Here is a 25350-nt window from a genome sequence, read left to right as displayed (position 1 = left end):
TGTTATGATCTTATTGAGAAATTTTGCCGGTTGATTTTAATAAAGTGTAATAGGCCATGCCTGCATCGGCTTTGGCGATTTCCAGGTTGATTTTTGACTGGTATAAAAGGGTTTCTGCATCAATCCTGTCTATTGCAGAAGCTACATTGTTTTTATATTTTGATTCCAGTAACCTGTCATTTTCTGTCGCCTGGGCAATGGAAGTTTCCAGGATACTGATTTTGTTCATCGCAACCTGATACTCCTGGAAGTTCTTGTTGATTTCTATTTTTACCTGATCATTCAGGATTTCTTTTTCTATCACTACACTTTTTTGCTGGATACGGGCATCGCTTACTTTATTTTTATTGGTCCAAAGGGTGCCGATATTCCAGGACAGCGTAGCGCCCAGGGTCATAGGTACAATATACTGGTGGTTGGAAGGGATAAAATCACCACTTGGATTGATGTAATATACGTTTGCACCTACACCTACGGTTGGCAGGGTATTCGCTTTAACAGATTTAATGTCTATTTCCGCTACCTGGTTGCGCAGGTCGAGTGTTTTTAATTCCTGACGATTGGCGAAGGCCATGTCCATATAGGTACTCAATGGCGCTTTGACCATCCCATCAGCTGCAGGATCTGTAATTTCTATTTCTGTATCTTCTGCAAGTCCAAGCAAAATATCAAGGTTGTAATTGATGACTTTACGGTCGCTCTCAATTTCCAGTGCGGTAAGTCTGATATTGGCCTGTTGCAGCTGGAACCTTAGGACATCATTTTTTGTAACGATTCCCTGCTCGAAGAAACGCTGTGATTGTTTGAGCTGACTTGCTATTGAGGCCAGGTTCTGGTCGACCACCTTTTTACTTTGGGCAACTTTATATAAGGCATAATAAGTATTGATCACGGCATAACTTACTTCCTCCTTATTTTTATCTGCATCCAGTCGTGCGACATCTGACAGTAACCTGGTCGATTCCCGGGCATACTTGAGTTTACCTCCGCCGTATACCAGTTGTTCAACTGCGGCTGTTGCGAGGTAAGCATCTGCTCTTTTCGGTAAATTGATGGCCTCTGCACCGCCGATCACCAGTTTGTTGGTGGGTATTTCTGCGTGGTTATAGATCAGGCTCGCTTTTGCAGTGGGTAAGGCATTGTCTTTAACAATCTCCAGTTGAGACAGTGCCTGATCAATTTTGTTCTGAGATAGTTTTAAGTTCTTGCTGTTTTCAATTCCCAGCTGGATAGCTTCCTGAATGCTTAGCTTTTTCACATTCTGGGCATAGAGTATGCCCGGCAGCAGGAGAGCGAAGCAACTCAGTTTAATTGTTTTGTGTATCATTAGTTGGCTGTTAAATACGTTTTTATCAAATCTTTTAAATGGAGGATTAAGCGCTGACTGATAATTTCCCGGTCTTCTGCATTGTTGATCTCCAGCACGGAACCTGCCGTCACTTTCGATGGCATAATGGCTACATTGGAAATCGTTCCCATAATGGTTGCAATGAGCATTCTTACGTCTACCTGTTTGGATGAACCTTCTGCAACCACTTCTTTAATGATATTCTCTATCACAGTCAGGTTCGCGGTCATGGCATCTTTCAGCCGGCAATACATTTCCGGACGCTGAGCCAGCGAAAGTTCCCTGTGCATCATTTTATGGAAAGAAATATTGTTGAGAATGCGAGCGGCATAACGTTCAATGACAAGCATGAGCTTCTCCATAGGGGGAATTGAATCCTGGTTGATACTCAATAACTGGTGGTTGAAATCCATCAGCCTTTCGTTCATGATCTCAAAAAATACCCCTTCTTTCGAACCGAAATAATAATTGATCATGGCCATATTGGCTCCGGATTCTTTTGCAATCTGACGGGTAGACGTTCCCTCGTAGCCCAATTCTGAAAACAGCTTTTCAGCAGCAATCAGGATGTTGGCTTTCTTGTCTGGCTTTTCCATAATTAATTTGATGCAGCAAAATTAATCAATCGATTGATTAATTGTAATATATTAATGTGATATCCATCACACTTGACGGTTCGCTGACATTGGGTTTTTTAAAATAAATCAATACCTTTGGCGTATAAGACTTATTCAAATGATTAAACAAGAAAATAGTAAAAGTTTCGACTGGGTATATTCAATTTTAGGATTGTTTTTTGGTGGTTTCACCGGAGCTGTGATCTCAGGAAGCTTTGGATGGACAATTCTAAGCGCAATTATCGGCTATCTTATTGCAGTATGGTTTTTATACACTTTGGTAAAAGGCCGTAAATACTAATTTTATGAAAAAATTGAGCTTCATCGTTTTACTGGCGATGCTGGGCTTTAGTGTACAGGCACAGGAACTGAAATTCCCTGGTCTTGATGCAAGTCCTGCCGACATTACCTATTTTCCCGTAAATGCTGCAAAAGTTAAAAAGGGAGAAGAATCAGCACCTTTGATCAAGGTAATTTATTCCAGGCCATCTACCAAAGGACGTGAAATCTTTGGTGCCTTACAGCCTTTTGATCAGGTTTGGCGTGTTGGGGCGAATGAAAGTACAGAAATCAGATTTTTTAAACCGGTAACTATCGGTGGTAAAGCTATTCCCGCCGGGACTTACAGTTTGTTCGCAATTACCGGAAAAGATAAATGGACGGTAATTTTCAATAAGCAGACCGACCGCTGGGGGGCTTATACCTATGATGAAAAGCAAGATATAGCAAGGGTGGAAGTGCCTGTTAAAGCTTTGGCAAATACGGTGGAAGCCTTAACGATTGTTTTTACACCGCAGCCATTCGGTGCGCACCTGATTATTGCATGGGATAAAACTTCAGTTGAAGTTCCGGTAACGATAAAGTAGTTTCTATAGATATCAATAAAAAGGGGAATCACACAGTTGTGCTATTCCCCTTTTTTTATGGTACGGGTTCAGTAAGACCCAGATGTGGGATTAATGGCTGCTCCCCGCAAAAAATTTCAGTCCCAGGATAGAGGCTATTAATGTGGCAATAAAAAACATGCGCCAGAAATTTGCAGGTTCATTAAAATAGATGATCCCTACAATCACGGTTCCAACGGCTCCGATACCTGTCCATACGGCGTATGCTGTCCCTAATGGCAGTGTTTCTGTGGCCTTATTCAGGAAGTAGAAACTCAGTAATACGGAGATCAGGAATCCTGAAGTCCATTTCAGGTTGCTGAAGTTGTTGGAAAGTTTCAGGCAGGTGGTGAAACCCACTTCAAATAGCCCGGCAATAATTAAGAGAATCCAGTTCATCGTAAAAAATTTAAGCCACAAAGGTAGCCCTCCATATGGAGAAGGATTTTTACATATGTTAAAAAATGAAATTGGCTGCTTTACCTGATTTCCGATCTGATCCGGCTTAAGGTGACCTGGGTGATGCCGAGATAAGAAGCGATATGGCCAAGCTGAACCCTTTTGATCAGGGAAGGGTAGTGTTGCAGCAATTCCTGGTAACGTACAGCGGCCGATTTAAATAAGGTGGCAATGTAACGCTCTTCTGTCTTGATCAATTCCAGTTCCGCCAGCTTCCTTCCCCAGTTTGACAATGCGGTATGGGAATTATACAGGTCAATGAGGATATCCGTCCTGAGTTCATACACCACACTGTCTTCCAGTAATTCAATATTTTCATAACCCGGGGTTTGATTGACATAACTGTTATAAGACATCATAATGTCGCCCTCAAAGCCAAACCAGAAAATGACTTTATTGTCAATTCCCTCAGAAAAAGCCATCGCTGCTCCTTTTTCGATGAAGTACAGGTAAGGTTCGACTTTATTTGCCCGGATGATGACCTCATTTTTTGCATACGTTTTTCGCCGTAGCTGACTGGTGAGGAGGGCCAGGTGTTCTTCCTTCAGCGGATAGATCCCTTTTATCTTTTTTAAAGTGTTCTCCAAAGCTTTAAAGATTAATGGGAATCCGGGATGGCTTTTGGAAGAATCGCCACGGTAATGCGGCTGATACAGTTCATCTTTCCCCTGTCGTCATATATTTTTATTTCCCAGACATGCGTTTTGGCTCCCCTGTGCAGGGGTTTGCAGATTCCTGTTACTTTTCCACTTTTTACCGGACGCAGGTGGTTGGCATTGATTTCCAGCCCTACAGCCTGAAAGCGCTGCGGGTCAATACACAGATAGGATGCGATGCTGCCGAGTGTTTCGGCCAGTACTACCGAGGCACCGCCATGAAGAATCCCCGCCGGTTGGTGGGTCCGCTCATCAACTGGCATGGTTGCCGACAGGTGTTCTTCTCCAATTTCTGTGAATTGTATGTCGAGTAAGGCACCAAGGTGATTCTTTGGCCTGTCGTTGAGTTCTGCTACCTTAAATTCTTTAAACCAGATCATAGGAGATTATATGAGGTATCGTTCTTTAATGATCCTTGTATGGTGAACCACGTGTCCGGCAATCACAAAAAGTAAGGCCCGGACAGTCAGCCGGCGTTCTGAAGCCGTTCCCACATGGTCCAGTTCCTGCGCGTTGAGTGAGCGGAAAAGGTAGAGGTTGGCTTTACGGAGCAAGGAAAACTCTTCGGTTAAACTTTGCAGGTCTCTTTCGGAAAAACGGGCTTCAGCAACGTATTGGTCTTCATCGAAACCGGGGAGGGCAGCCTGTTCCTTGCGTGCAAATGCAGTAAGGCGGTAGACGAGAATTCTTTCTGTATCTATAATGTGCCCGGCAATTTCCCGGATGGTCCATTTTCCCGGAGCATAGGCATAGTCCGCCTTGTGCGCTATACTGTTTATAAATTCAGGCCAGTCGGAAGATTGTCTTTCGAGCAGGTCAAACAGGTCGTCAGCAACCTGGTCTATATAGTTTTTTGCCCATTCCGGGTATTCATTAGGTTGAGGTCGGTTCATAAGTTAGGCTGCTTTTTAAGATGATGCGGAAGGTTGTTCCCTTACCGACTTCTGATTCTTTGACAAAAATCTGTCCGCTATGGTAATTTTCTACGATCCTTTTGGTGAGGGATAGCCCCAATCCCCAGCCCCTTTTCCGGGTGGTGTATCCGGGTTGGAAGACCGTATCAAATTTCGATCTCGGAATGCCCTTTCCGGTATCCGTGATATCAATAAATACTTCTTCTTTAGCCAGGTGTTCAATGATATTTACCGTAATGCTGCCTTCATTTTCGATGGCATTCGCCGCATTTTTCAATAGGTTTTCTGTGACCCAGTCGAACAGCGGAACATTCAGCAGGGCACGCACCTGGTCATCTCCGGTAATGGTAAAAATTACTTTATCTGAAGTCCGTAGTTTGAAATACTGAATGAAATTATTGATTACCGTATAGACCACATGATCTTCCAGTACGGGCTTGGAGCCGATCTTTGAGAACCGGTCGGTGATAACTTCCAGGCGTTTGATATCGTTTTCCATCTCTGCAATCAGCGGGTCATCTTCCGCATCAAACCTGGACTTCATTAACTCCACCCATGCCATTAAAGACGAAATCGGAGTGCCGAGCTGGTGGGCTGTTTCCTTGGCCATACCTACCCATACCTGGTCCTGTTCTGATCTTCTGGCAGAACTAAAAGCTACATATGCCGTAAGCAGAAATAATCCGATAACGCCAAGCTGTATAAATGGGAAATAACGAAGCTGGGTTAACGTAGAGGAATCCTTATGGTAGATATGCCATATTTTACCATCCAGGCCAATGATAGGAGTACCCGGATGCTGTTTTTTCATTTTCTTCAGCTCCCTTTCGAAATAACCCGGATCATAGGTCTTGTTTCCCTGTTTCTCAAAGTCGTAGTTTGTTTTCGTGGAGTCCAGGCCCTGATAGGCATTGATCTCTCCGGTCCCGTCAGTCATGATCACCGGTAGCTTCGTGTTTTGGGTAATGGTTTCAATAAGGTCAGTATAACGGTTATCGTCATACATCTGTAAGGACTGTTCCGTTACTTTAACATACAACTGGAACTGCACTTTCTCTTCACGCTCCATTTTCTTTACGAAGAAATCACTGTAAAATACAGAGGCTGTGCCGATAACAATGGCAAATACCAGTAAGAAGAATTTCCAGCGCCGTTTTTTTTCGTAGGGATTCATAGGTTTAGCAGGCAAAATACAAAATAGCATTCAAAAAGACATCAATACAACGGTAAGCACTTAAAAAATATATCTTTGTACCAAATAATATGGAAAAGAAAGTTAGAGTAAGATTTGCCCCCAGTCCTACAGGAGGCCTTCATTTAGGTGGTGTACGTACAGCCTTATTTAATTATTTGTTTGCCAAAAAACACAACGGAACTTTTATTCTGCGTGTGGAAGATACCGACCAGACGCGCTTTGTGTCCGGTGCAGAGGAATATATTGTTTCCTGCCTGGCCTGGTGTGGCATAAATCCTGATGAAAGTCCGCAGTTGGGGGGCGAATTCGGCCCCTATCGCCAGAGTGAGCGCAAGCCGACCTATAGGCAGTATGCGGAGCAGCTGATTGCTGATGGATTTGCCTATTATGCATTTGATACCCCGGAGGAGCTGGACCTGAAACGTAAGGAAATCCCGAATTTTCTATACGGACAAGCTTCAAGGATGGGCATGAGAAATTCTCTTTCTTTACCTGATGCAGAGGTGGCAGCATTACTCAAAAACAATACACCCCATGTGGTAAGGATCAAGATGCCTGAGGATGAGCAGGTTTCATTTGTGGATATGATCCGCGGACTGGTAAGTTTTGATACCAACCTGGTAGACGATAAAGTGTTGCTGAAGGCTGATGGGATGCCGACCTATCACCTCGCTGTTGTTGCAGATGACAGGGCAATGCAGATTTCCCATATTTTCAGGGGTGAAGAGTGGTTGCCATCGGCACCAATCCATATCCTGTTGTGGAAATACCTGGGATGGGCGGAAGAGATGCCGAAATGGGCACATTTACCTTTAATTCTGAAACCTGACGGGAATGGAAAGCTGAGCAAGAGAGATGGTGACCGTTTGGGCTTCCCTGTATATGCACAGAACTGGACAGATCCGAAAACGGGCGACCTTACCCCTGGATTTAAAGAACTTGGTTTTATGCCAGAGGCCTTTATCAACCTGCTGGGTATGCTCGGATGGAATGACGGGACAGACCAGGAGATCTTTTCTTTAGCGGAGCTGATTGATAAATTCAGTCTGGAACGGATCAGTAAAGCGGGTGCTAAATTTGATTTTGAGAAGGCAAAATGGTATAACCATGAGTGGATTAAAAATGCCACTGCAGCGCGGTTGCTGGAGGAGGTCAAAATCCTGTTCGCAGGACAGGGCCTGGTCCTCAATGATGATGCCTATGTTTCCACCGTAATTGATCTGGTGAAAGACAGGTGTAACCTGCTCACAGATTTCATTACGCAAAGCGGATATTTCTTTGCTTCACCGGCAGCCTATGATGTGGCAGCGGTAAAAAATAAATGGTCGGAAGAAAAGGCCGCATTTTTCAGTTCTTATCTGGAGGCCTTAACCGAAGGGTTGTCTGCCCCGGAAATGGAAGAGCAGTTCAAGTCCATGGCTGCAGCACAAAATCTTAAACCTGGCGAACTGATGCTTCCCTTCCGCATTATGCTGGTGGGTGGTAAATTTGGCCCTGGAGTTTTCGATATTGCGTATGCACTGGGAACTGAAGAAACTAAAAATAGAATTACAGCAGCTTTGGTCGCATTCAATAACTAAGATCAGGTATTCAGGACCTGGAAAAGAGTATGTTTTACAGGTTCTGAATGATGTTCTCCAATTCCAGTTTTTCCGGGTATAATTACCTTTAATCGGGTATTCGTCTCAAGTCCCAATAATTGGTATAACAATTGACGATAATCTGGTTATACCAAAATTAATCGGGTTTTTATGAAGTTTTTCGGCAGGGGCAGTGGTAATGTGGAGGATGCAAGGGGGCTTTCAGGCGGCGGAAAGGTGCTTGGAGGCGGTATCGGTATCCTCGTTGTCATTATAGGATTGTTTTTCGGTACTGATTTAACAGGACTGGTTTCACAACTGCCTGTAGGCAATTCCGAACAAACGGCCGTACAGAGGGGAACACCACAGGATGCCGCAGGAACTTTTGTCGGCAATGTACTCGGTTCTACTGAGGTGGTTTGGGAAGAGCAATTCCGGAAAATGGATAAAACTTATCAAAAACCTGTCTTGAGGTTGTTCAGCGAAGGGGAACAGTCCGGATGTGGGTATGCAAGTTCGGCCGTTGGCCCTTTCTATTGTCCGGCGGATGAGAAAGTATATATAGACCTTTCCTTCTATAATGATCTTAAAAACCGTTTTGGTGCCGGTGGTGATTTCGCCCAGGCCTATGTCATTGCCCATGAAGTCGGCCACCATGTACAGCATCTGCTGGGGATATCAGACCGGGTACAGCAGGCACGTGAAACGATGAGCGAAAAAGAATACAACAGGATGTCGGTGAAGCTCGAACTGCAGGCAGATTTCTTTGCCGGTCTGTGGGCGCATCATGCGCAACAGATGAAAGATATTGCCCTTGAAGAGGGTGACCTTGAGGAGGCATTGACTGCCGCCAATGCAATTGGTGATGATAAGCTTCAGCAACAGGCACAGGGAGAAGTGGTGCCGGATGCCTTTACCCATGGCACTTCCGCACAGCGGATGTACTGGTTTAAGAAAGGTTTTGACACCGGCGATATCAGTCAGGGCGATACTTTTAAGAGCAATGAACTTTAGCCAAAAAAATGAAATCATGCAGGACGAATCATTTAAAACAAAATATTCTTTTAAGTTGTATTACTTTAGTGGGCAACTATTCTCAGGGCAACCCCTAAAAGAATTTGTTAGCCATACTTTTTATTCATTATAATGATCTTAATTGTAGACGATACCCCGGAGAACCTGATTTCTCTAAAAAAAGTTCTGGAGCGGCATAATTTTGAAGTGGATACCGCTTCTTCCGGTGAAGAGGCACTCAAAAAAGTACTGAAAAATGCATATGTTCTGATTATTCTGGATGTCCAGATGCCGGGAATGGATGGATTTGAAGTCGCAGAAGCCATCGCAGGATACAGCAAGGCTAAAGAAACCGCAATTATTTTCCTGTCGGCCGTAAATACGGAATTGAACTTTATCACGAAGGGCTATTCTTCCGGCGGACTGGATTATATCACCAAGCCTGTAGATATGAATATTTTGCTGCTGAAGGTCCAGACCTTTTACAGGATCTATGAACAAAGCAGGAAATTAATAGAGATTCAGAATACCCTTCTGGAAGAAATTGAAATCCGAAAGAAAGCGGAAAGGAAAAAAGACGAATTTATCAGCATTGCCAGCCATGAACTCAAAACACCGTTAACGAGTGTAAAAGGATACGTGCAATTGCTGGAAAGGAGTATCGATAAAGGGGATACGCCAACCGTAAAAAAACACCTGCAGAAAGCACAGGTACAGCTGGACAAGCTCAATGATCTTATTGCCGACCTGCTGGATATCTCCAAAATTGAAAGCGGCAAGTTAAAATTCAATAAAAAACACTTCGATTTAAATGTACTGCTCGACGGTATTGTTGAAATCATCCACCAGTCTAATCCAGAATTTACCATCCTGAAAAGAGGTACTGTTCCTCAGCTGATCTATGCGGATGAGATGCGGATAGAGCAGGTGATTGTCAATTTTCTCACCAATGCGATAAAATATGCACCCGGCACGACTGAAGTGCACATTGATGTTTCCGTGGAAGGGGAGGAACTGAAGGTTGCCGTACGGGATTTCGGTATAGGCATAGAAAAGGCCCAGCAGGAAAGCGTATTTGATAAATTCTATCGGGTAGAGGAAACCGCCATACATTTCCAGGGACTGGGCATCGGGCTGTATATCTCTGCTGAAATCATCAGAAGACACCAGGGAACCGTAGGCGTGAACAGCGCTTTGGGTGAAGGGTCTGAGTTTTATTTCAAAATTCCATTAAATTCGTTCTCAGAAGAGGATTAAATCCCATTATTAAATCATGCAGAAAACAATAAAAAATAACCTTCGTATTGGGCTGGGGCTATCTTTAATCATACTTTTTATCAGTTCCCTTGCTTCTTATATCAGTATCCATAACCTGATTAAAAGTTCGCAGATGGTGAGCCACAGCAATGATGTCATGTCAAACCTGGATGGCATTATTTCCACCCTGAAGGATGCGGAAACAGGACAGCGCGGGTATCTCCTGACCGGGGAAGATGCGTTTATTGAACCCTATAACGGGGCGAAAGAAGAGGCCCTGCACTTGTTGGACAGTGTGGAAAATCAAACCAGGGATAATTCAAGACACCAGGAAAATCTGAGTAAACTCCGCACGATTATCCATGACCGTTTGACAGTCATGCAAAAGACCATCCTCATCCGCAAAAATGGAGGCACCGTAAATATTGGTGATCTGCTCACGGGGAAAGAATACATGGATGCGGCACGCAACCTGATCAAAACCATGAAGGCTGAGGAAACATCGCTGCTGGCGGAACGTACTGCCGACCAGAATAAACTGGCGGGTTATACACCGGTATTGATTATTATCGCGGCAATCTTTGCGATTTTAATTACTATATTTTTCTACCGCAGGGTATCTGCCGATTTCCTGGCAAGAATTATACTGGAAAAAGAACTTCAGGAAAAAAATGAAGAAATTGCACACCGCATAGAAGTCATACAAGGGCTGGCCGGACAAATCTCCAAAGGAGAATATGATGTGCGACTGGAGGAGAATTCAGAAGACGGGCTGGGTATTCTTGCGGGAAGCCTGAACGACATGGCAGAATCTTTACAGTATTCCTTCGCCCTGCTGGCCGATAAGGAATGGATGCAGGCCGGGATTGCGACGCTGAACGATAAGATGGTGGGTGAAAAAAGTGTGAGTACACTGGCCAGTGATATCCTGGAAAGCATTGTTCAGCATACAGATGCACAGGTTGCGGCACTTTACCTGCACGGGGAAGACCGTTATCTGCACCTTACCGGCAGTTATGCTTTACTGGAAGAACAGAAAAAACTGGTGATTAAACCAGGGGAAGGCCTGGTTGGACAGGTATTCAAATCTGAAAAACAAATTCTGCTGAATGATATTCCGGATGATGAAATGACGATCAGTTATGCCTTGGGTAATTCCAAACCGAGGAACATTGCTGCGGTACCGGTGATCAGGGACAGGGTGGTCGTAGGTGTAATGGAATTCGGATCTTTACAGGCCTTTTCTGCCTTACAACTGGAGTTTTTCCATAATATATCCTCGAACATCGGTGTTGCGGTACAAACGGCCCAAAACCGTAAGCGCCTGCAGGATTTCCTGGAAGAAACACAGGCACAAACGGAAGAGTTGCAGGCACAGCATTCAGAACTGGAAGGACTAAATGCGGAACTTGAAGCGCAGACACAAAAGATACAGACCTCTGAAGAAGAGTTAAGGGTGCAGCAGGAAGAACTGTTGCAGGCCAACCAGGAGCTGGAAGAAAGATCGAGTTTGCTGGAGGAAAGAAACCAGCTGATTCAGGAACACAATATTGAAATTCAGCAGAAATCCGAGCAGCTGGAGCAAAGTACAAAGTATAAATCGGAGTTCCTTGCCAACATGTCCCATGAGCTGCGGACCCCACTGAACTCTATCCTGTTGCTGTCCAAATTGATGTCGGATAACAAAGAGCTTGATCCGGAATATATTGAATATGCGGAAGTGATCCAGAGTTCGGGACAGGGCTTGCTGGGCTTAATTGATGAAATTCTTGACCTTTCAAAGATTGAGGCAGGAAAGATGAAGCTGGAAGTTGCTGATGTCAGCGTGACAGAGGTTTCGACGGATATGCGCTCACTTTTTAATCCTATTGCCAGGAACAAGAATTTGGAGCTGATTATTGAAGTGGCCGATGATGTACCGGCGATAGAAACTGATAAGATGAGGCTGGAACAGATCCTCAAGAACCTGCTTTCCAATGCAATTAAATTTACCAGCACCGGAAGTGTCCGACTGTCGGTAAGCAGGGAAAACCATTTGTTGCTGTTTAAGGTAAAAGATACCGGAATCGGTATCCCGGAGAAAAAGCAGGGAATTATCTTTGAGGCTTTTCAACAGGCAGATGGCTCTACCCGTCGCAGGTTTGGAGGTACAGGCTTAGGGCTGTCTATCAGCCGTGAACTGGCCAAATTGCTTGGCGGAGAAATTTCCCTGAGCAGTAAGGAAAATGAAGGCAGTACTTTTACGTTGTCGCTGCCTATTGAAAAAACAGAGCTGCCTGAAAAAGATAGTTTCCAGGAGTTTGCGATCAAACCTGTATATGCTGACCAGCCTGCTATTCCGCTGCCTGAACGTTTTACGGTAACTCATATCCCTGCGGAGATTGAAGATGACAGGAACAATATTCATGCGGATGATAAAATCATCCTGATTATAGAAGATGATACAGGCTTCGCTAAAACGCTGCTGAACTTCACCAGGAAAAGAAATTATAAAGGTATTGTAGCGGTCAGGGGAGATATCGGTATTGAACTCGCCAACCACTATCAGCCACTTGCCATATTACTTGATATACAGCTGCCGGTGAAAGACGGATGGCAGGTGATGGAAGAGCTGAAATCAAACCCTGTTACGCGTCCGATTCCTGTACATATTATGTCTTCAATGGAGGTAAAGAAAGAAAGCCTGCTGAAAGGGGCGGTAGACTTTATCAATAAACCTTTTGCACTGGAACATATGCAGCAGATTTTTCAAAAGCTGGAAAGTGCACTGAGCAGGCATCCTAAAAAAGTACTTATTGTGGAGGAAAACCAGCAGCATGCCAAGGCGCTGAGCTATTTTTTAAGTACCTATAATATTCATACGGAGGTGGCCAATGATGTGACGCAGAGTATCGATGCCCTGCGCAGAAAGGAAGTGGAATGTGTCATCCTGGATATGGGTATCCCGGATAAAAATGCATACGAGACGCTGGAGACCATCAAGAAAAGTGATGGCCTGGAAAACCTGCCGATCATTATTTTTACAGGTAAAAACCTATCCAAAGGAGAAGAAAACAGGATTAAGCAATATGCTGATTCTATTGTGGTTAAAACGGCACATTCGTACCAGCGTATCCTGGACGAGGCAGGGCTGTTCCTCCATCTGGTAGAAGAGAAGGGGAATTCTGCAGAGGCCGGAAGGAAAAGTACAGAGAGTCTTGGCGGCCTTTATGAGGTGCTGAACAATAAGACGGTATTGATTGCCGATGATGATGTCAGGAATATTTTTTCACTGACCAAAGCCCTGGAACAGCATAAAATGAAAGTCTTTGCGGCAACAGATGGAAAAGAAGCGCTGCAGGTGCTGAAGGACAATCCTTCTATAGACCTTGTGCTCATGGATATGATGATGCCTGAAATGGACGGTTATGAAAGTACCACAGAGATAAGGAAAATAAGCGCGTTCAAACATTTACCTATTTTGGCTGTTACAGCAAAAGCAATGATGGGAGATAGGGAAAAATGTATTGCTGCAGGTGCTTCAGATTATATTTCAAAACCGGTGGATATTGATCAGCTGATCTCTTTACTGCGGGTATGGCTTTATGATAAAAATTAATCATTACTATTGAACGATATGCCTGATACAAAAAAAGTATTAATAATTGATGACGATAACAGGAACATCTTTGCTTTAACGGCAGTGTTAAAAGCTAAAGGATACAGTTGTTTATCGGCTATAGGGGGGCAGGAAGGCCTTGACGTCCTCGAAAAGCAGCAGGATATAGCTGTTGTGCTCATGGATATGATGATGCCGGGTATGGATGGATATGAGGCAATGGCAGTCATGAGTGCCACGCCTGCATTAAAAGATATCCCTGTAATTGCAGTAACAGCTCAGGCGATGCTGGGCGACCGGGAACGTTGCCTGGAAGCAGGTGCTGTAGCCTATGTGTCCAAACCCATTAATGTAGATAGTTTAACTGATTTACTTGTAAAATATATTTAATGAATATCGAACTGCCCGTCATCAGTGACTTACAGATAGACGATCTTTTATCGGATCTGCTGGAATGTTACGGATATGATTTTACGGGATATTCCAGGGCTTCTTTAAAAAGAAGGGTCCTGAGATTGTATATGCTGGACAAAGCTTTGAGTTTTGCGGAGTTCAGGTATAAAATCAGAAATGATAGTTTGTATTTCAAACGGTTTGTGGAGCAGATCACGGTGAATGTGACAGAGATGTTCAGGGATCCTACTTTTTTTAAGACTTTAAGGAGTACAGTGCTTCCGAAACTGGGCACTTATCCGTTTATACGGATATGGCTTGCCGGGAGTTCAACAGGTGAAGAAGCATATTCGATCTCTATTGTCCTGAAGGAGCTGAATTTACTGCATAAATCGTTGATTTATGCGACAGATATTAACCCGGTAGTGCTGGAAAAAGCAGCACAGGGAATGTTTGCCCTGAGCCAGATGAAGCAATACTCCGAGAATTATATCCTCTCCGGAGGAACGAGGGATTTTTCCAGTTATTATACGGCGAAATATTCCCTGGCAAAATTTGATGAGGAACTGAAGAGTAAAATTATATTTTCAACACACAACTTGGTATCAGACCATTCATTCAATGAGTTCCAGCTGATATTGTGCAGAAATGTACTGATTTACTTTGACAGGGACCTTCAGCACAAAGTGCTGCAGCTTTTTAATGACAGTCTGGAAGATCTCGGTTATCTGGCCCTTGGAACAAAGGAAACACTCGATTTTTCACAGATAGCAAAGGATTATAAACGATTACCAGGAGAGAAAATCTGGAGAAAGGTAAAATAAATGAATAAATGTGATGCGCTCGTTATAGGTGGATCTGCCGGAAGCCTGGATGTGCTGTTAAAAGTACTTCCATCAGTTAATCCTGCCATAACATTTCCAATTGTCATTGTGATCCACAGAAAACATGGTACGGATTCCCTGCTCCCTGAGCTATTGTCGGGCCGGACAAAACTGGTGGTCAAGGAAGTCGATGAGAAAGAAGTGTTAAAGCCCGGAACGGTGTATATCGCTCCATCAGATTACCATACCCTGATAGAGCAGGATGGTACGTTTTCGCTGGACTACTCCGAGAAGGTAAATTATTCCAGGCCTTCTATCGATGTGACCTTTCAGACTGCAGCAGAGGTGTATAAGGAGAAACTGGTCTGTCTCCTGTTATCCGGATCGAATGCAGATGGAGTAAACGGATTAATAAGTGTAAAAGCATGGGGCGGAAAGGCCGTTATTCAGGATCCTGAATCTGCTCAGGTCGCTTATATGCCCGCACAGGCTGCGGCAAACGTAAAAATTGATTATATTTTACCCATTGAAGATATTGCAGATTTTATAAATTTGTTATCCTAAGATTTTATTTACATTATAATGGCTGAACAAAAAAAGGTATTCATTTTTGATGACAATACAGACATTCTGGACCTGTGTACAATTATTCTGGAAGATGCAGGATATGAGATAAAAACTTCGTCTACATCAAATAATATTATTGACCAGGTTACAGCCTATACACCGGATATTATTTTCATGGACAACTGGTTGCCTGATGTTGGAGGTATTGATGCCACCAGGGCGCTTAAAAGCGATGAGAAACTGAAATATATCCCGGTTATCTATTTTTCGGCAAACAATGATGTGATGGCGCTTGCTGATCAGGCTGGTGCCGATGGCTATTTGTCAAAACCGTTTGATATCCACGAACTGGAAGATATTATTGTGAAATATCTCCCAGTTGGTTAATTTGTCATATACCGGATAAGAAGGCTGCGGAATATCTTACTGAGCTGCAGCTTTGGGCCTTTCTTCCGGCTAAAACAGGATTATTTCGCCCCAAGTACATCAAAGCCCTGTTCGAATACGATATCCACAGGAATCCCTTTTTTACTTAGTCTGTCCAGGTCTGATTGCAGCTCTGCACTGATGACCGCTTTTTCTTGCTGCAGTTTTTCTACTGCGGCTTTGTCACCATTGCCCTGCAACGTCAGGATCACACTGCTTAATCCGTCCATGGCAGTCGCGAATTTCGTATAATCCACCCTATATGTACCCGTGGCTGTTCTCACAAAAGCACCTTTCTCTTTGAAATAGTTGAAGCATTGCATGTTCGCTTTTCCATGTGCACTTGCTGCACCGAACCTTACCGATCTCAGGATACCTGCCATAAAAGTGGTATAAAAGGTTTTAATATCCCCTTTCAGCTCTCCTTTTTTCAATAAGCCAGTCACCATATACAAACCTAGAATATCTGCCTTGCCTTCTTCCAGCCAGCTGTATTGTTCTTTTAAGGCCTCCTTTACAAATCCTTTACCGGTAATGGTCTTTTTGATGCCAAGTCCGTGTGCGACTTCATGAAACATCACATTGGAGAAAAAAGCATCGAAGCTGATGTATTGCTGCTGGTCTTTATCAATCAGTTCATTCGCAATCGGCAATAAAATCTCATCGAATTTAGCTTTCATTGCATTTTTTAACTGGGAGCGCCGCGTTCCTTTTTCCTGTTGGATCAATTCATCATTTGGCAGGTTCACAGCGATGGTCTTCGATCCTGCATTGCAGTCTCCGGCATAAAAGACAACATCGTAGGCATTCAGTTCTGAGTCTGTACCCGGTTTTTCCGTTTTATACTTCGCGGCCACCGGTAATCCTTTCTGCAGTTCAGGAAGCATGCTTACATATTTTGCCAGACGTTTGCTCCACTCTTTATCCTTCACCAAGACATAAGCTTCAAAGGCAGAACGTGCATTGAATAATTTATCTTCGTAATTCTCAATAGGGCCAATAATGATATCCAGGTTATTGTTCTTCATTTCCAGCCAGGCATAATCACTTGCGGTATATTTATCCGTCACCAGGGCATCTGCTCTCAGGTTCAGGTATTTTTTTAGTCCGGCATCATCAGCCAGCAGTGCGGCCTGTTTCAGCAGGCTGGATGCCTTCTGCAGATCTGTTGCATAAAGCACATTGTAAGGCACTGAAATCAGTTTTCCCGCAGTATCCCTCTGGATGACCGTATATGGGTTGAATTTGTCCTTAAGGGTAGATTTTTCCAGTTCTTCTTTACTCATCCCGGCAGGATAAAAGGCAGCACCATCGGGTTTTGCCCCAATCCCGGCAATAAATGATTTGTCACCATTCAGCCTGTCCCATGGACCATAGTTTATTTTAATAAAAGCTTTGGTGTTTTCATCCTTTACTTTAGCGAGCAGGCTATCTCTTTGCGGATAGGTTTGTTTCCAGAATAACTCATCCATAATCTGTGCAGCCTTGATCAACAAGGGAAGTACTTTCCTGTCGCTTGGGGTAAGTGCATTCAGGTTGGTGGTCAGCCTTACTGTTTTGTAGATGTCTAACCGCTCGTCAACATATCTCTGTAAACTATCTTTTGCAGTGCTGTTTTTTTCAGTTTTTGTTGTGGTTTTCCCTGAATTACTGGTACAAGATATGGCTGTAGACCCGATCATCGTGCAGCCCATCAGATACAGAACTGTTTTATTGAGGTGTTTCATGTAATATATATTGTTTTTCTAGGTAATTAATCCTGTCTATAAATGACACAGGGCAGCTTTGGCCAGGCAAAATACCCTTATCTCTGCCGTGGCCTATACTCATTCAGGCATTAATTTTGAACTCAGCGAAATTAGGAAAAAATATAAAGCAGCGATAAAGTTAATTCAAATCAGATTCATTTATATAAATAATAGGTAATTTCGGCATTTATCATCAACCTATGTCACAAACGATAACCCTGAGAAATGTAATCCTGATGGGGATTCCGCTCTGTTTATGGTCTGCCTGCAGCACCAGTAAATATGCAGCGACGAATAAAGTCTATAAAGAAAAAGCAAATGATTTCGGAAATACACTGAAAGCCATGCCGCCGGTGAATCAGTTTGTCGATTCCTTAGCCCTGGAATCGCAGTCTTTTATCGGATCGGTGAATTTTGGAATCCGCAAACCGAATTATGTTATTTTACACCATACCGCACAGGAATCGACCGATAAAACGATCAATACCTTTTTACTGAAAAGAACAGAGACCAGTGCCCATTATATTGTGGGAAGAGACGGTAAGGTGGTGCAGATGGTGAACGATTATCTTCGTGCAAATCATGCAGGTGTAGGGAAATGGGGGAATAATGCAGACCTGAATTCCGGCTCCATAGGCGTTGAGCTCGACAATACCGGAAAAGAACCGTATTCAGCGGAGCAGATCAGGAGTTTACTGGCCTTGCTGTCTACGCTAAAAAAGAAATACAATATTCCGGTGGCAAATTTTATCGGACATTCAGACATTGCACCGGGACGTAAGATTGATCCCTATAAATTCCCCTGGAAGGACCTTGCCTATAAAGGGTTCGGGTTATGGTATGATGCAATTCTGCAGATCCCGCCGGATAATTTTGATGCCATAGCCGCATTGCGCATTATCGGTTATAACGTAAGTAATAAATCTGCTGCCATAAAAGCATTTAAAATACATTTTGTGCAGAAAGATGAAAATCCCGTGCTGTCACAGTCAGATCAAATGATCCTGTTTAACCTGTATAAAAAATACCTGTAGGAGACGCTTCTTTCGAAATGGTGATCCAGCTCAATGGATAGTGGAGAAAACGCGTTTATGGAGAGAAAAACAGGCTGATCATCTGGAATGAAACAGCCTGTTTTCAGATTTTTGTTATTTCTTTGCTTTTGCCCAGGCGTCTTTTAGTCCGACAGCCTGATTAAATACCAGTTTTTCAGGGGTTGAATCCTGGTCAAGGCAATAATAACCCTTACGGATAAACTGGTAACGTGCATCGCTATCTGCATTGGCCAGGTAGGGCTCAATGTAAGCCTCTTTGATGACGGTAATACTGTCTTTGTTCAGGTAATCCTTGAAATCTCCTTCTTCACTGTCAGGTGATTCCACAGAGAACAAACGGTCATATATCCTCACTTCTGCTGTTTTCGCATGTGCCGTACTTACCCAGTGAATGGTTCCTTTAACATGGATTTCGCTGGTATCTTCACCACTTTTGGATTCAGGAATATAGGTACAGTAAATTTCAGTTACCTTTCCTTCCGCATCTTTTTTGAAATCTTCACATTTCACGATATAGGCATTTTTTAGCCTTACCATTGCTCCAGGAGCAAGGCGGAACCATTTTTTGGCGGGTTCTTCCATGAAATCTTCCCGTTCAATCCAAAGTTCATTGCTGAAAGGGATTTCCCTTACTCCGCCTTTGTCTTCAGCTTCAGGATTATTTTCACCGATCAGTGTTTCCGTTTGTCCTTCCGGATAATTGGTGATCACCAGTTTAATCGGATCCAATACGGCCATTACGCGGTTCGCTGTTTTATTCAGGTGCTCACGCAGACAGAACTCCAGTAAGCTCAGCTCAATCAGGTTCTCTCTTTTCGCAATACCGATCCGCTCACAGAATTCACGGATACTTTCCGGGGTATAGCCCCTTCTTCTCAATCCGCTGATGGTCGGCATACGCGGGTCGTTCCAGCCACTGACAATTCCGTCATTCACCAATTGGAGCAGCTTACGCTTGCTCATGACGGTATAGGTAAGGTTCAGACGGGCAAATTCATATTGTTTGGAAGGAAAAATCCCTAATTTCTCTATGAACCAGTCATACAGTTCACGGTGGGAAACATATTCAAGTGTACAAATGGAATGCGTAATCTCTTCAATACTGTCACTTTGGCCGTGTGCAAAATCGTACATCGGATAAATGCACCAGGTATCACCGGTACGGTGGTGTGCCGCATGTTTAATCCTGTAAATAATCGGGTCGCGCATTAACATATTCGGACTCGCCATATCAATTTTTGCACGCAGGATACAAACCCCGTCACCGAATTCCCCAGCTTTCATCCTGCTGAATAAGTCCAGGTTTTCGGCTACACTGCGGCTGCGGTAAGGACTATCCTTTCCGGGTTCTGTAGGTGTTCCTTTTAAAGCCGCGATTTCATCTGCGGTTCCATGATCTACATAAGCGAAACCAGTTTCTATCAGTTTAACGGCGAAATCATAAAGCGTATCGAAATAATCTGAAGTATACAACTCATTTTTCCACTCAAATCCAAGCCATTTGATGTCTTCCTGCTGGCTGTCTACATATTCTGTCTTCTCTGTCACCGGGTTGGTGTCATCGAATCTCAGGTTCGTATAACCGCCATATTTTTTGGTCAGTCCAAAATTCAGGCAAATTGCTTTAGCATGTCCTATATGCAGGTATCCATTAGGCTCAGGGGGGAAACGGGTAACTAAAGTCTCGTATTTTCCGCTGTTTAAATCGTTTTCAATGATCTCTTCAATAAAGTTCAATGATCTTTCCTCACTCATAAAAACTGTAAATTTATTCCCAAAGTTAACATAAAAGACCTAATTTCACTTACATTTACGTCTACTGCCTGGTATAAATTATGGGCAAAACTTTAAACAGGACGATCCTGGTTTTAATGGTTAATTTGGAATAAACGGACATAGCCGGGGCAAAAAAGTAGGGTTACTTCTCTTTGTTGTTTTGATGTGGGTTGATTTACAGTTGTTTATAGCAAATGATGCGCTCCGGGAACAGCAAAGCAGGTAATAGTGACGTATATCACGGACGGGATTTTTGAAAACCGGAATTTTTAAACGAATATTGACTCAGTTTTTCAATTAATATTTTAAACATGACTTATCAGCATATCTTATCCGAACTCAGGGAAAACATACTTTACATCACCATCAACAGGGCACAGAAATTAAATGCCTTAAACAAAGACACATTGACTGAACTTGCCGATGCCATTGCATTTGCGACGCAAAGTCATGAGGTGAGGGGAGTCCTGTTAACGGGAGCGGGAGAAAAGGCATTTGTTGCCGGTGCCGATATTTCAGAATTTTCTTCCTATACGGTGGAACAGGGAGAAACACTGGCGAGGAATGGACATGCAACTGTATTTGATGCAATAGAAAACTGTACCAAACCAGTGGTGGCCGCAATCAATGGGTTTGCCTTGGGCGGGGGACTGGAACTCGCTATGGCCTGCCATATCAGGATTGCTGCCGATACGGCGAAGATGGGTTTGCCGGAAGTTACTTTAGGCCTCATTCCGGGTTATGGAGGAACACAAAGGCTTACTGCTCTGGTCGGAAAAGGCAGGGCTATAGAAATGATCACTACCGCCGATATGATTTCTGCAGAAAAAGCAGAGCGCATAGGATTGGTAAATGCGGTAGTCCCTCTTGCTGAACTAATTGGGAAAGCAGAGGAAATATTAAATAAAATAAAACTGCGGGCACCACTTGCGGTATCAGCAGCAATCAAAGCCATAAATGCGGCTGGCACGGATGGGCAGAATGGATTTGAAATCGAAATTGAAGCATTCGGAAAGTGTTTCGGTACGCAGGATTTTAAAGAAGGGGCATCGGCTTTTCTGGAGAAAAGAAAGGCTGTTTTTAAAGGGCACTAAAGTACGGTGACCGCGGTTGAAATTCTCCTGGTTTTTAAATCACACAACGATTGGCTATAAAATTAAGCTGACTTTATCACCACTAAAGACCCATTACGCTACTGGTGGAAAGTAGCGGATATGAATTGAATACTGTTTTAATATAAATTTTGACACATTTCATCAAAAAATGGGGGTATTTTATACATAATAGTGTAGAAAATATTTCCCATATAAAATAATTCTTTATATTTATCATCGAATTATATTTTTCAGAACAGGTGCCGAATATGAAAAGAATATTAATAGTTGATGATGAGATAAATATAGGATTACTGTTGTCTAAATTCTTAACCAGGAATGGCTTTGCCGTGGATACTGCGACAAGCGGATTTTCTGCCCAGGAATATCTGGCAAAGGAATCATATGATCTTGTGTTGTGTGATTATCGGTTGGAAGATACTGACGGTAAGGAAATTCTGATTAAAATTAAGGAGAGCTATCCTCAGACCGGCGTGATTATTATTACCGGTTATTCTGATATCAAACTTGCTGTGGAGCTGATCAAGCTGGGGGCATATGATTATATCACCAAGCCATTATATCCCGACGAAATATTAAATACAATCAATAAGGCGATAGATACACAGGTAGCATTGAATGATATTTCTGTGGAAAGACAGGATGCGCCAAAAGTTAAGGCCCCGCGTGTACCCGTTTATAACCATGTAGAGAATTTTGTAGCAGGACAAAGCCCTGCCTCGAAAGAGCTGCTGAAACAGATTCAACTGGTGGCACCTACCTCTTACAGTGTCATCCTGATGGGGGAGAGCGGTACAGGAAAAGAGTCTGTGGCTAAAGCAATTCACCTGAATAGTCCGAGAAGGGATAACCCTTTTGTGGCAATGGACTGCGGCTCACTCACTAAAGAGCTTGCAGGAAGTGAATTTTTTGGTCATGAAAAGGGATCATTCACAGGCGCATTAAATACAAAAATAGGTCATTTTGAAATGGCTAACGGGGGAACACTTTTTCTTGATGAAGTGGGGAACCTGTCGTATGAGATTCAGGCCGCTTTATTAAGGACGGTTCAGGAACGCAAGATCAAACGCATAGGAAGTACCAAAGAAATTGACCTTGACGTGCGTATAATTGTCGCCACCAATGAAAATCTTGGTGCTGCTATTCAAAAGGGCCGTTTCAGGGAAGATTTATACCACCGTTTCAATGAGTTTTCTATTGACCTTCCCCCTTTAAGCCAGCGTGGAAAAGATATCATGATCTTTGCCAGGACCTTCCTTGACTTTGCCAATGATGAGTTGAAAAGAAATATTACCGGTTTTTCCAAAGATGTGGAGGAATGTTTTCTTACGTACAGCTGGCCTGGAAATGTCAGGGAACTGAAAAATGTAGTCAGAAGAGCAACCCTGTTAACCGAAACAGATGAGATCCAGTTGAAAGCATTGCCCCTGGAGATTTCTACTGATGCCAAGGTCACTGCTATAGAAAAAGTGATTCACCGCAATCCTGAAAAGTCGAGAGACCTGAAAAATGCAGCATCAGAGGCAGAATATGATGCCATTTTAAAAGTACTCAGGGAAGTGAACTTCAATAAAACAAAAGCAGCCAAAATCCTCAATATTGACAGGAAAACACTTTATAACAAAATGAAAGCCATTAACCTCGATACTTAAATACCCTGAATGTCCTTATTCACCTATAAACAAAGGAATATCATTAACCTGGTCATCATTATTGCCCTGGGTTGTATTATTGCCTATTCGTTGCAGGGAATTTTCGGATCTATCTTAAGTACACTGGTATTGTTCACGATCCTTCGTCCCGGATTTATTTATCTGGTGGAAGACAAAAAGCTGAACAGGAGTTTTTCCGCTATTTTATTGCTTTTTATTTCCGTTGTGCTCATTATCCTGCCTTTTTATGGGTTAAGCACCATGGTCATTGAGAAGATCAATGAATTACAAAGTGATCACATTTACTTTAAAAACCTGCTTTTCAAGTTAAAACAGCTGGTGCCTGTTGGAACCGAGTCGCAACAACTGATTGAAGAAGGACTGAGGAAGGCAGGAACCTGGGCTACAGAACTTTTTCCATCCCTGATTTCCGGAGCATTCAATATTGTCCTGGGCTTACTGCTGATGTGTTTCCTGGTTTATTTTATGCTGGTAGAGCGGGAGCGCTTTGAAAATGCATTGATCAAATATGCACCATTCCGGACACAAAATGCTTACCGTTTTGCGGAAGAGATGAGGAATACCACTTATGCAAATGTACTCGGACAGGGATTTATTGCATTGGTCCAGGGATCCTTATTGAGCTTGTCTTTTTTTGTCCTCGGCTTTAATGACCCTGTCTTCTGGGGAGTGATTACCGCATTCATCTCCTTTGTCCCTGTATTGGGGCCTCCTGTTATTTTTGTGCCTGCTGCCTTGCTGCAGATTGCCGGGGGGAATAATTTCGGGGGATGGGCAATGCTGATTTTTGGCTTCGTGGTCATTATCAATATCGATAATGTGATCCGCTTTGTGATTGCCAAGAAGGTCGGGAATATCCACCCTATCATCACCGTCATTGGCGTAGTCATAGGAATACCCCTTTTTGGAATATTAGGCCTTGTTTTTGGCCCTTTATTACTGTCTTATTTTATACTTTTGATCAAAATATATGAAACCAGTGCTATGGCCTCAGAAAGATTGGAAAGAATTAAAACAATTTCTGAACCCGACGAGTTATAAAAGTAGTAACAGGTTGCCAGCATCTCTTACACAATTAAATTTTAAACATAAAAACTAAAGTCATGAACGATAATTCAAAAGTATTAATTGGTCTTCTAACAGGTTTGGCAGCAGGGGCTGCATTGGGTTTATTGTTTGCTCCTGATAAAGGTAGTGAAACAAGAGATAGATTGAGTCAGTCTTTAAAAGATCTGGGCGATTCTATCAAAGACAGGGCAGCAGAAGAAATTGAGCACCTCACTCAACTCAGAGATAAGGTAGTTACTTCAGTGAAAGGAAAAGTAAACGAAGTGGAAGAAGAATTTGCTGATGATATAGAGCATGCCTAAGCATCTGTCAGTAGATTAGAATAAATACATAACGCTGTTAAAAATCACACCAATGGAGGAGAAGAAAGAGAAGAATTTTGAGGAGATTATCTCAGAAGCCAGAACGTACCTGGACATGCGTGTTGAATATATGCGCTTGTTTCTTGTAAAAAGGGCATCAAAAATATTTGCAGATCTGGTTACCAATGTGGTGGTGATCCTGTTTTTTTCACTGGCCTTTTTATTTGGTACCGTAACACTGGCACTTTTTCTGTCCGACCTTTTCCACAGCTATACCGCTGGTTTTGGTGCCGTCTCCTTAATTTATCTGTTGCTGGCCGTAGTTGTCTTCTTTGCAAAGGATAAATTCATAGAAAAGGCTATTGTTAATTTTACCATCAAAAAATATTTCAGTAAACTACAAGAGGAGGACGAGGAAGATGAGCAAAAATAGTTACGCAATTAATAACCTGCATGACCTGCAGGTGAGGATGATTAGTCTCAAAGTAGATTATAAAATGAAGGAAGTAGCCCTTAAAGAGGATGTTGTTGTGTATGCAAAGCAATTTACACCGGGACACCTTTTCAAGAAATATTTTACTTCTTCTTCCCTGTTAAAAACTGACGATAAGCTGAATCTGACCAGCAAGGTGATGTCTATGGCCTTGCCGCTGTTAATGAACAGCACTATTTTCAGGGGATCAGGATTTCTCACGAAAACACTGGTTGGCCTTGCCACCAGTAAAGTGGGCAAATCACTTGATGCCTCAAGCCTGACCTCTATTTTTAATAGCGTAAAAGGACTGTTTGGATCGGAAAAAAAGAAAGAGAAAGCCTCCGCAGCCTATGTAGATTACGGGATTCCACCCGATAGTGAGACGTTTTAACAACAGATATTACCC

The 25350-nt window shown here is 43.0% G+C and carries 26 protein-coding genes; 17 read left to right on the top strand and 9 right to left on the bottom strand.

Features of this window, described 5'->3' with window-relative positions:
• Positions 1–10: 10 nt before the first annotated feature.
• Both ACSBL2_RS26650 and ACSBL2_RS26645 read right to left on the bottom strand, forming a co-directional pair.
• The gene (locus tag ACSBL2_RS26650; protein WP_442589593.1) at positions 11–1327 is read right to left on the bottom strand and encodes a TolC family protein; all 1317 of its coding nucleotides are present in this window, start codon (positions 1325–1327) and stop codon (positions 11–13) included.
• A complete protein-coding gene (locus ACSBL2_RS26645; protein ID WP_442589592.1) occupies positions 1327–1944 on the bottom strand; it encodes a TetR/AcrR family transcriptional regulator in 618 nt (205 codons plus the stop codon). The genes ACSBL2_RS26650 and ACSBL2_RS26645 overlap by 1 nt, the downstream gene beginning before the upstream one ends.
• Positions 1945–2083: 139 nt before the next feature.
• Here ACSBL2_RS26645 and ACSBL2_RS26640 point away from each other — a divergent pair, with 139 nt between their 5' ends.
• Both ACSBL2_RS26640 and ACSBL2_RS26635 read left to right on the top strand, forming a co-directional pair.
• Positions 2084–2266 (top strand): hypothetical protein, encoded by a 183-nt coding sequence (locus tag ACSBL2_RS26640; protein WP_442589591.1) that lies wholly within the window; start codon positions 2084–2086, stop codon positions 2264–2266.
• A 4-nt stretch (positions 2267–2270) separates the two neighbouring features.
• Positions 2271–2831 carry a DUF2911 domain-containing protein gene (locus ACSBL2_RS26635; protein ID WP_442589590.1) on the top strand — a complete coding sequence of 187 codons (561 nt, stop codon included), beginning with the start codon at positions 2271–2273 and terminating at the stop codon, positions 2829–2831.
• 90 nt (positions 2832–2921) lie between these two features.
• Here ACSBL2_RS26635 and ACSBL2_RS26630 read toward each other — a convergent pair whose 3' ends face one another.
• From ACSBL2_RS26630 to ACSBL2_RS26610, 5 genes are all read right to left on the bottom strand, one after another.
• Positions 2922–3248, bottom strand: coding sequence for a DMT family transporter (locus tag ACSBL2_RS26630; RefSeq protein WP_442589589.1), 327 nt, complete (start codon positions 3246–3248; stop codon positions 2922–2924).
• Between the two features lie 80 nt (positions 3249–3328).
• Positions 3329–3895 carry a Crp/Fnr family transcriptional regulator gene (locus tag ACSBL2_RS26625; RefSeq protein WP_442589588.1) on the bottom strand — a complete coding sequence of 189 codons (567 nt, stop codon included), beginning with the start codon at positions 3893–3895 and terminating at the stop codon, positions 3329–3331.
• 11 nt (positions 3896–3906) lie between these two features.
• The gene (locus ACSBL2_RS26620) at positions 3907–4344 is read right to left on the bottom strand and encodes a hotdog fold thioesterase (protein ID WP_442589587.1); all 438 of its coding nucleotides are present in this window, start codon (positions 4342–4344) and stop codon (positions 3907–3909) included.
• A 6-nt stretch (positions 4345–4350) separates the two neighbouring features.
• Positions 4351–4857 carry a DinB family protein gene (locus ACSBL2_RS26615; RefSeq protein ID WP_442589586.1) on the bottom strand — a complete coding sequence of 169 codons (507 nt, stop codon included), beginning with the start codon at positions 4855–4857 and terminating at the stop codon, positions 4351–4353.
• Entirely contained in the window at positions 4838–6052 is a 1215-nt protein-coding gene (locus tag ACSBL2_RS26610; protein WP_442589585.1) for a sensor histidine kinase, read from the bottom strand. The genes ACSBL2_RS26615 and ACSBL2_RS26610 overlap by 20 nt, the downstream gene beginning before the upstream one ends.
• An 89-nt stretch (positions 6053–6141) precedes the next feature.
• On the opposite strand from ACSBL2_RS26610, the gene gltX reads away from it, so the two are divergent.
• The 8 genes from gltX to ACSBL2_RS26570 all read left to right on the top strand — a co-directional run bounded on the left by gltX (position 6142) and on the right by ACSBL2_RS26570 (position 15693).
• Complete coding sequence (gltX, locus tag ACSBL2_RS26605; protein WP_442589584.1) at positions 6142–7653, top strand: glutamate--tRNA ligase; 1512 nt, start codon at positions 6142–6144, stop codon at positions 7651–7653.
• Between the two features lie 171 nt (positions 7654–7824).
• Positions 7825–8667: a KPN_02809 family neutral zinc metallopeptidase gene (gene ypfJ, locus ACSBL2_RS26600; protein WP_442589583.1), complete on the top strand. Its 843-nt coding sequence runs from the start codon at positions 7825–7827 to the stop codon at positions 8665–8667.
• A 132-nt stretch (positions 8668–8799) separates the two neighbouring features.
• Positions 8800–9924, top strand: coding sequence for a hybrid sensor histidine kinase/response regulator (locus ACSBL2_RS26595; RefSeq protein WP_442589582.1), 1125 nt, complete (start codon positions 8800–8802; stop codon positions 9922–9924).
• A 16-nt stretch (positions 9925–9940) separates the two neighbouring features.
• A complete protein-coding gene (locus ACSBL2_RS26590; protein WP_442589581.1) occupies positions 9941–13522 on the top strand; it encodes a response regulator in 3582 nt (1193 codons plus the stop codon).
• Between the two features lie 18 nt (positions 13523–13540).
• A complete protein-coding gene (locus tag ACSBL2_RS26585; protein ID WP_442589580.1) occupies positions 13541–13912 on the top strand; it encodes a response regulator in 372 nt (123 codons plus the stop codon).
• Complete coding sequence (locus ACSBL2_RS26580) at positions 13912–14739, top strand: CheR family methyltransferase (protein ID WP_442589579.1); 828 nt, start codon at positions 13912–13914, stop codon at positions 14737–14739. The genes ACSBL2_RS26585 and ACSBL2_RS26580 overlap by 1 nt, the downstream gene beginning before the upstream one ends.
• A complete protein-coding gene (locus ACSBL2_RS26575; RefSeq protein ID WP_442589578.1) occupies positions 14740–15303 on the top strand; it encodes a chemotaxis protein CheB in 564 nt (187 codons plus the stop codon).
• An 18-nt stretch (positions 15304–15321) separates the two neighbouring features.
• Complete coding sequence (locus tag ACSBL2_RS26570; RefSeq protein ID WP_442589577.1) at positions 15322–15693, top strand: response regulator; 372 nt, start codon at positions 15322–15324, stop codon at positions 15691–15693.
• 80 nt (positions 15694–15773) lie between these two features.
• Here the strand turns inward: ACSBL2_RS26570 and ACSBL2_RS26565 are convergent, their stop codons facing one another.
• Positions 15774–17459, bottom strand: coding sequence for a dipeptidyl-peptidase 3 family protein (locus tag ACSBL2_RS26565; protein WP_442589576.1), 1686 nt, complete (start codon positions 17457–17459; stop codon positions 15774–15776).
• Between the two features lie 221 nt (positions 17460–17680).
• Between ACSBL2_RS26565 and ACSBL2_RS26560 the strand changes: the two genes are divergently transcribed.
• Complete coding sequence (locus ACSBL2_RS26560; RefSeq protein ID WP_442589575.1) at positions 17681–18514, top strand: N-acetylmuramoyl-L-alanine amidase; 834 nt, start codon at positions 17681–17683, stop codon at positions 18512–18514.
• A gap of 114 nt (positions 18515–18628) precedes the next feature.
• Here the strand turns inward: ACSBL2_RS26560 and ACSBL2_RS26555 are convergent, their stop codons facing one another.
• A complete protein-coding gene (locus tag ACSBL2_RS26555; RefSeq protein ID WP_442589574.1) occupies positions 18629–20290 on the bottom strand; it encodes a glutamine--tRNA ligase/YqeY domain fusion protein in 1662 nt (553 codons plus the stop codon).
• Between the two features lie 332 nt (positions 20291–20622).
• Here ACSBL2_RS26555 and ACSBL2_RS26550 point away from each other — a divergent pair, with 332 nt between their 5' ends.
• The 6 genes from ACSBL2_RS26550 (at position 20623) to ACSBL2_RS26525 (ending at position 25335) form a co-directional block, all read left to right on the top strand.
• Positions 20623–21405, top strand: coding sequence for an enoyl-CoA hydratase/isomerase family protein (locus tag ACSBL2_RS26550; RefSeq protein WP_442589573.1), 783 nt, complete (start codon positions 20623–20625; stop codon positions 21403–21405).
• Positions 21406–21674: 269 nt separating this feature from the next.
• Positions 21675–23078 carry a sigma-54-dependent transcriptional regulator gene (locus ACSBL2_RS26545; RefSeq protein ID WP_442589572.1) on the top strand — a complete coding sequence of 468 codons (1404 nt, stop codon included), beginning with the start codon at positions 21675–21677 and terminating at the stop codon, positions 23076–23078.
• Between the two features lie 9 nt (positions 23079–23087).
• On the top strand, positions 23088–24140 hold the full coding sequence (locus tag ACSBL2_RS26540; RefSeq protein WP_442589571.1) for an AI-2E family transporter: 1053 nt from the start codon (positions 23088–23090) through the stop codon (positions 24138–24140).
• Between the two features lie 62 nt (positions 24141–24202).
• Entirely contained in the window at positions 24203–24469 is a 267-nt protein-coding gene (locus ACSBL2_RS26535; protein WP_442589570.1) for a YtxH domain-containing protein, read from the top strand.
• 52 nt (positions 24470–24521) lie between these two features.
• Complete coding sequence (locus tag ACSBL2_RS26530; RefSeq protein WP_442589569.1) at positions 24522–24902, top strand: phage holin family protein; 381 nt, start codon at positions 24522–24524, stop codon at positions 24900–24902.
• Complete coding sequence (locus tag ACSBL2_RS26525; RefSeq protein ID WP_442589568.1) at positions 24889–25335, top strand: hypothetical protein; 447 nt, start codon at positions 24889–24891, stop codon at positions 25333–25335. Before ACSBL2_RS26530 ends, ACSBL2_RS26525 begins: the two co-directional genes overlap by 14 nt.
• Positions 25336–25350 lie beyond the last annotated feature (15 nt).

Source organism: Pedobacter sp. AW31-3R, assembly GCF_052180285.1.
In the GTDB taxonomy this organism is placed as follows: Bacteria; Bacteroidota; Bacteroidia; order Sphingobacteriales; family Sphingobacteriaceae; genus Pedobacter.
The sequence above is the reverse complement of the archived record's forward strand: the minus strand, read 5'-3'. Positions and strand labels throughout refer to the sequence as shown.